General features: G+C 78.1%; 2 protein-coding genes and 1 pseudogene. All 3 read left to right on the forward strand.

What is annotated here, in order from left to right; translation table 11 throughout:
* A pseudogene (locus ICW40_RS17460) lies at positions 1–241 on the forward strand (amino acid permease); the annotation flags it as partial.
* A gap of 206 nt (positions 242–447) precedes the next feature.
* Positions 448–3,951 carry an FtsX-like permease family protein gene (locus tag ICW40_RS17465; protein ID WP_221655279.1) on the forward strand — a complete coding sequence of 1,168 codons (3,504 nt, stop codon included), beginning with the start codon at positions 448–450 and terminating at the stop codon, positions 3,949–3,951.
* Positions 3,948–5,325, forward strand: a 1,378-nt coding sequence (locus ICW40_RS17470) for a hypothetical protein (protein WP_221655280.1), incomplete at its 3' end; no start/stop codon positions are given. The genes ICW40_RS17465 and ICW40_RS17470, both read left to right, overlap by 4 nt.

Raw genomic sequence — 5,325 nt, forward strand, 5'->3', positions numbered from 1 at the left:
GCGGCCGGTCCGCGCGCAGGCCGTCGTCGGCGCGGGCGCCGCCGCAGCGGCCGCGCTGCTCGACCTCCGCGAGACCATCGCGCTCGCCTCGGCGTGCGTCCTCGTGTACTACGCGGTCGCGCACGCGGCCGCGCTCACGCTGCCCGGGCGGCCGCGGCGAGCCGTGCCCGCCCTGGGCCTGGTCGGCTGCCTGGCCGTCGCGGTGGCGCTCGCCGCCGGTCTGGCCGCGGTCCCCGCCTGACGGACGTAACGATTCGGCCACAGTGCGGTCGCATGGTGGGAGCGCGACCAACGCGCCGGGCATCATCGTCGACCAGGGTCGCGAGGCGGCCCGGCGCGGGCTCCTGCAGCAGCACCGACCCGCCACGCGACACACGACGAGGTGATGATGCGAGCCAGCGGCCACCGCGCCCGCACCGGCCACGCCCTCCCGGCGGCGGACCGCGCGTGAGCGGCGACCTCAGGCCCTGGCGCCTGCGTACGGCGGCACGCCGCACGGGCACGCAGTGGCGCCTCCTCGTCGTCGTGGCCGCGGTCGCCGTGCTCGTCGGCACGCTGATCAGCTCGCTCGCCGTGCTGCTGGTCGCGACCGAGGAGCAGGGCGTCCGGGGGGCGCTCGCCGCGGCGACCGGCCCGCGGACGGAGGTCCGCGTCACGGCCGAGCGCCTGTCGGTGCCCACGGCCGACGCACGGGCCGCGGCCGACGCCGCCGTCGGCGAGCTGGTCGCGCCCGCGACGGCGACCGGGACCGCCTCCGAGCAGTCCGTGCTCCACCGCCTCCCCCGGCCGGACGACATCCCGGCGGCCGTCTACCTGGGGCACGTGGAGGGCGTCGACGCGGAGGCCGAGCTCACGGCCGGGACCTGGCCCGCGTCCGGGTCCGCCGCCGGGGACCCCGGGACCGCCGACGGCGACGCCGCCGCGGTCCCCGTCGCGGTCCCTGCGGCCGTCCCCGTGGCGATGGCGGAGGCGCTCGGCCTCGCGGTGGGCTCGCGCCTCGACGTCTCGCCGATGACGTCGGTCAGCGAGCACGTGCTGGTCGAGGTCGTCGGGGTCTTCGACGTCACGTCCCCCGGAACGCGCTTCTGGACGTCCGACCTGCTCGACGGCCACGGGCACGACCCGGAGTTCCTCGTCCCAGGGACCGGCGGGACCGTGCGCACCGACGCCTACGGCCCGCTCGTGGTCGCACCGGGGGCGCTCGACGCCGCCGGTCTCGCGGTCGACCGGCTCACCGTCCGGTACGAGACCGACTTCGCCGGCGCCACGGTCGCGGACGTCGTGCCGCTGCTGGGCCGCCTGGACGAGGCGACCGAGCAGGGCGCCGCGGCGGTCGGAGCGATCGCGGACACCGTGCGGCTCTCGACGACGCTCGGCGAGGTCGTGCAGGAGGCCGCGACCGCCCTCGTCGTCACCCGTGCGAGCATGCTCGTCGTCGGGCTGCTGCTCGTGGTGCTCGCCGTCGCCGCCCTCCTCCAGACGGCGCGGCTGCTCGTCGAGGCCCGCTCGGGCGAGCAGAACCTCATGCGCGCCCGCGGGGCGTCGGGACGTCAGCTCGTGGGGCTCGCCGTGACGGAGGCCGCCGCCCTCGCGCTCCTCACCGCCGCCGTCAGCCCGCCGCTCGCGCGGCTCGTGCACCTCGGTCTCTCGCGCCGGCCTGCGATGGTCGCCGCGGGGATCACGGAGGACCCGGGCGTCCCGGCCGTCGCGTGGGTGACGGCCGCAGTCGTCGCGACCGTGCTCGGCGTGGTGCTCGTGAGCCCGCTGCTGCGCCGCGCCGGCACGTTCCTCGACGGCGAGCAGGCGCGTGCGCGGCCCGACCGGCGCGCCGTGCTCGCGCGCTCCGGGCTCGACGTCGTGCTGCTGGTGGTCGCGGCCGTCGCCTACGCCCAGCTGCGCACGTACCGCAGCCCGGTGGCCGACGGCGGCCCGTCGCTCGTGGTCGACCCGGTGCTGGTCGCCGGGCCCGCGGTGGTGCTGCTCGCGGGCGCGCTCCTGTGCGTGCGCCTCCTGCCCGCCGCCTCACGGCTCACCGAGCGGATCGGTGCGCGGGGCCGCGGCGTCGTCCTCCCGCTCGCGGCGTGGGAGGTCGGCCGGCGCTCGACCCGCGCGACGGCCGCGGTGCTGCTGCTGACCCTCGCGCTCGCGGTCGGCACGTTCAGCCAGACGTTCCTCACGACGTGGCGGCAGTCCCAGGCCGACCAGGCACAGCTGGCGACGGGTGCCGCCGTCGTCGTGCAGGACGCGGCACCGACCACGGCGCAGGTCGCCGCCCTGACCGTGCCGGGCGTCCCCAGTGCTCCCGAGCCGCAGCCCGTGGCGCGACGCGAGGTGGAGCTGGCCGCGGCGAACGCCTCGTCGTTCGGCGCCCCGCCCGACGGACGCGAGGTGCAGATGCTCGCGCTGACCGAGGAGTCCCGCCTGACCCTCGACCGCGGCCGGATGGGTGAGGTCTCCGGTACGGCGATCGCCGCGCTCGAGACCGAGGTGCCCTCGGCCACGGGCGTCGAGCTGCCGGGCGACGTGCGGGGTCTCTCCGCCGTCGTCCAGGTCCGCGAGGCGGGGCGTCCGCTTCCCGTGGTCGTCGTCGTGCGCGCCGTGCTCGAGGACGCCACCGGGCTGCTGACCACGGTGGACCTCGGCTCCGCGCCCGCGGACGGCGCCGCCCACCAGGTCGACGCGCTCCTGCCGGGTGCGGAGCCGGCGGAGGCGGGCGGGGCGGCCCGCGCGGTCGAGGGGCTCCAGCTGCCGCTCCGGCTGGTCGGCCTCCAGACGAGCCTCTTCCTCACCGACCCCGACGAGCCGGTCGACATGGAGGCGGACGAGTTCGAGGCGCTCGTCGCCGTCACCGAGATCGCGCTGCTGGAACCCGCACCGGGCACCCAGCCGGCCATGCAGGCCGACGCCGACGCGCCCGAGGCCGACGCCGACGCCGTCGACCGTGCGACCCGCACGCTCGACCTCGCTGCGCTCGAGCTCGTCCGCACGCCGGCCGAGGTGCCGGCCGACCTCGGCTGGTGGGCGACCAGCCCGACGCTCGCGTTCATAGCGGTGGGGCAGGACGAGGGTGTCCAGGTGGGCTTCCTCGTGCGGGGCTGGCTCAACGACCTCGCTCTCGGCGCCGGCACCGTGACCCAGACCGGTTGGCAGCCCCCGGTCGCCGTGCCCGTCGTGCTCTCGTCGGGCCTCGCGGGCAAGCTCCGGGTCGAGCCGGGCCACGGCCTCCAGCTCGTCCACGGCGCCGCCGTCGTGCCGGTCGTGGTCGCCGAGGTCGTCCCGCGCGTCCCGACGCTCGTCCGCGAGGAGTCGGTCGTCGTCGACCACACCCAGCTCTCACGTGCGCTCGTCCAGGCCGGTGCGGTCGTGCCCGCGGTCGACGAGTGGTGGGTCGACGTCGCGCCCGAGGACGTCCCCGCGTACCTCGCGGGGCTGCCCGCCACGGCGACGGGCGAGGCGGGCGCGACGCGCGCGGTCGCCCAGGTCGACGTCGTCGCGGCGATGCAGCAGCACCCGTTGCGCGTGGCCACGCAGGGTGCCCTGTGGCTCGTCACGCTCGCCGCCGCCGTCCTCGCCGCCGTCGGCTTCGCGCTGCACGCGACGGCCTCGCTGCGCTCGCGCTCGGTCGAGCTCGCGCAGCTGCGCGCCATCGGCCTGTCGCGACGGCGGCTCACCTCGGTGGTCGGCGTCGAGTCGTTCCTCCTGTGCCTCCTCGGGGCGGGCGCCGGGATCGGCCTCGGCACGCTCCTCGGTCACCTCGTCGGGCCGCTCGTCGCGGTCTCGGCGACCGGCACCCGACCGGTGCCGACCGTGCTCGTGCACGTCCCGTGGGACCAGGTCGCCCTGCTCGCGGTGGAGGTGGTCGCCGTGCTCGCCGTGGTCGTGCTCGTCGTGGCGCGCGTGCAGCGCGCCGCCGACCCCGCGGCCGTCATGCGCCTGGGGGACGAGCGATGACCGGCCGGCACTCCCCGCACGCGCCCGGGCGTCCCCCGGCCGGGACCATCGCGCGCTCGCTCACCGCGTCGGGCGCGCTGCTCGGGCGCCGCAGGGCGCGTGCGGACGTGTGGCTGCTGCTCGCGCTGACCGCGCTGGTCGCCGTGAGCACCCTGCTCGCGACCGCGGGGCCGCGCGTGGTCGCGCGGACCGTCGACGGCGGCGTCCAGGACGCCGTGCGCGCCGCGGACGCGTCGAGCGCCGTCACGCTGACGGCGTCGGTCGGCACGCCGTCGGCGGGGTTCAGCCCCGCCCTCACCGACGCGCGGGACTTCCGGGCGTGGGCCGGCGAGGTGCGCGCCCTGCTCCCACCGGCGCTCGGGGCGGTCGTCGACGACGCCACGGCGACCATGACGGCCCCGCCGACCGCGCTCCTGGCGCGCGACGGCGTGCCGGACTCCGCGGCGGACGCGGACGGCGAGGTCGTGGTCGGCGTCGCCGCGGTGCCCGCGGACCTCGAGCTCGTCGACGGCGCGCTCCCCGGCGGGGGTGGCTCCGCCGAGGCGTCGGGCACCGACCCCGCCGGGGCGCCGGTCGAGGTCGTCCTCTCGCACGAGGCGGCGCAGGCGGCCGGGCTCGCCGTCGGCTCCCGGGTGACGGTCGCCGCGGCCCGAGGACCGCTCGAGCACGAGGGGCGGGCGGCCGCCGACCTGCTCGTGGTCGGGGTCGTCGCACCGCAGGACCCGGACGCGGTCGCGTGGCGGACGGTGCCCGAGACGTGGGCGCCCGTGCACCGCGACGCCCGCTCCGACCGCGCGGCGTTCACGCGGTTCACGGTGCTCGCCGACGACGAGGGCCTCACGCGGCTCATGACCTTCGGCAGCGTGGTCGACGGCCAGGTGCGGCTCGGCGTGGACCCGACCGCCTTCACCGCGGCCCTGGCCGCCGACGTCGCCGCCGAGATCCCGGCGCTGCGGGCCAACAGCTCGTCGCTCTCGGCTGCGGGCGACGTGGCGGTCGTCGTGCGCACCGGCCTCGACACCGCGCTCGAGGAGTACCCGCCCCAGGCGCGTGCCGCGCTCGCGCAGATGTCCGTGATGATCTCGGGCGTCGTCGGCGTCGCCGGCGTCGTGCTCGTGCTGCTGTCACGGCTCCTGGTCGTGCGGCGCGCGGCCGTGCTCTCGCTCGAGCGCGCCCGCGGCGCCTCGGTCGGGGCCGTCGGGCTGCGCCTGCTCGTCGAGTCCGCGCTCGTGACCGCCGTCGGCCTCGCGCTCGGTCTCGTCGCCGCCTGGCTGCTCGTGCCCGGGCCGGTGCCCGACGCGCTGCCGCTCGCCGTCGTCGGGCTCGTCGCGCTGCTCGCCGGCCCGGCCCAGGCGGCGTGGCTCGTGCGGCGCG

This window comes from Actinotalea ferrariae (assembly GCF_019733465.1).
GTDB lineage: Bacteria > Actinomycetota > Actinomycetes > Actinomycetales > Cellulomonadaceae > Actinotalea > Actinotalea ferrariae_A.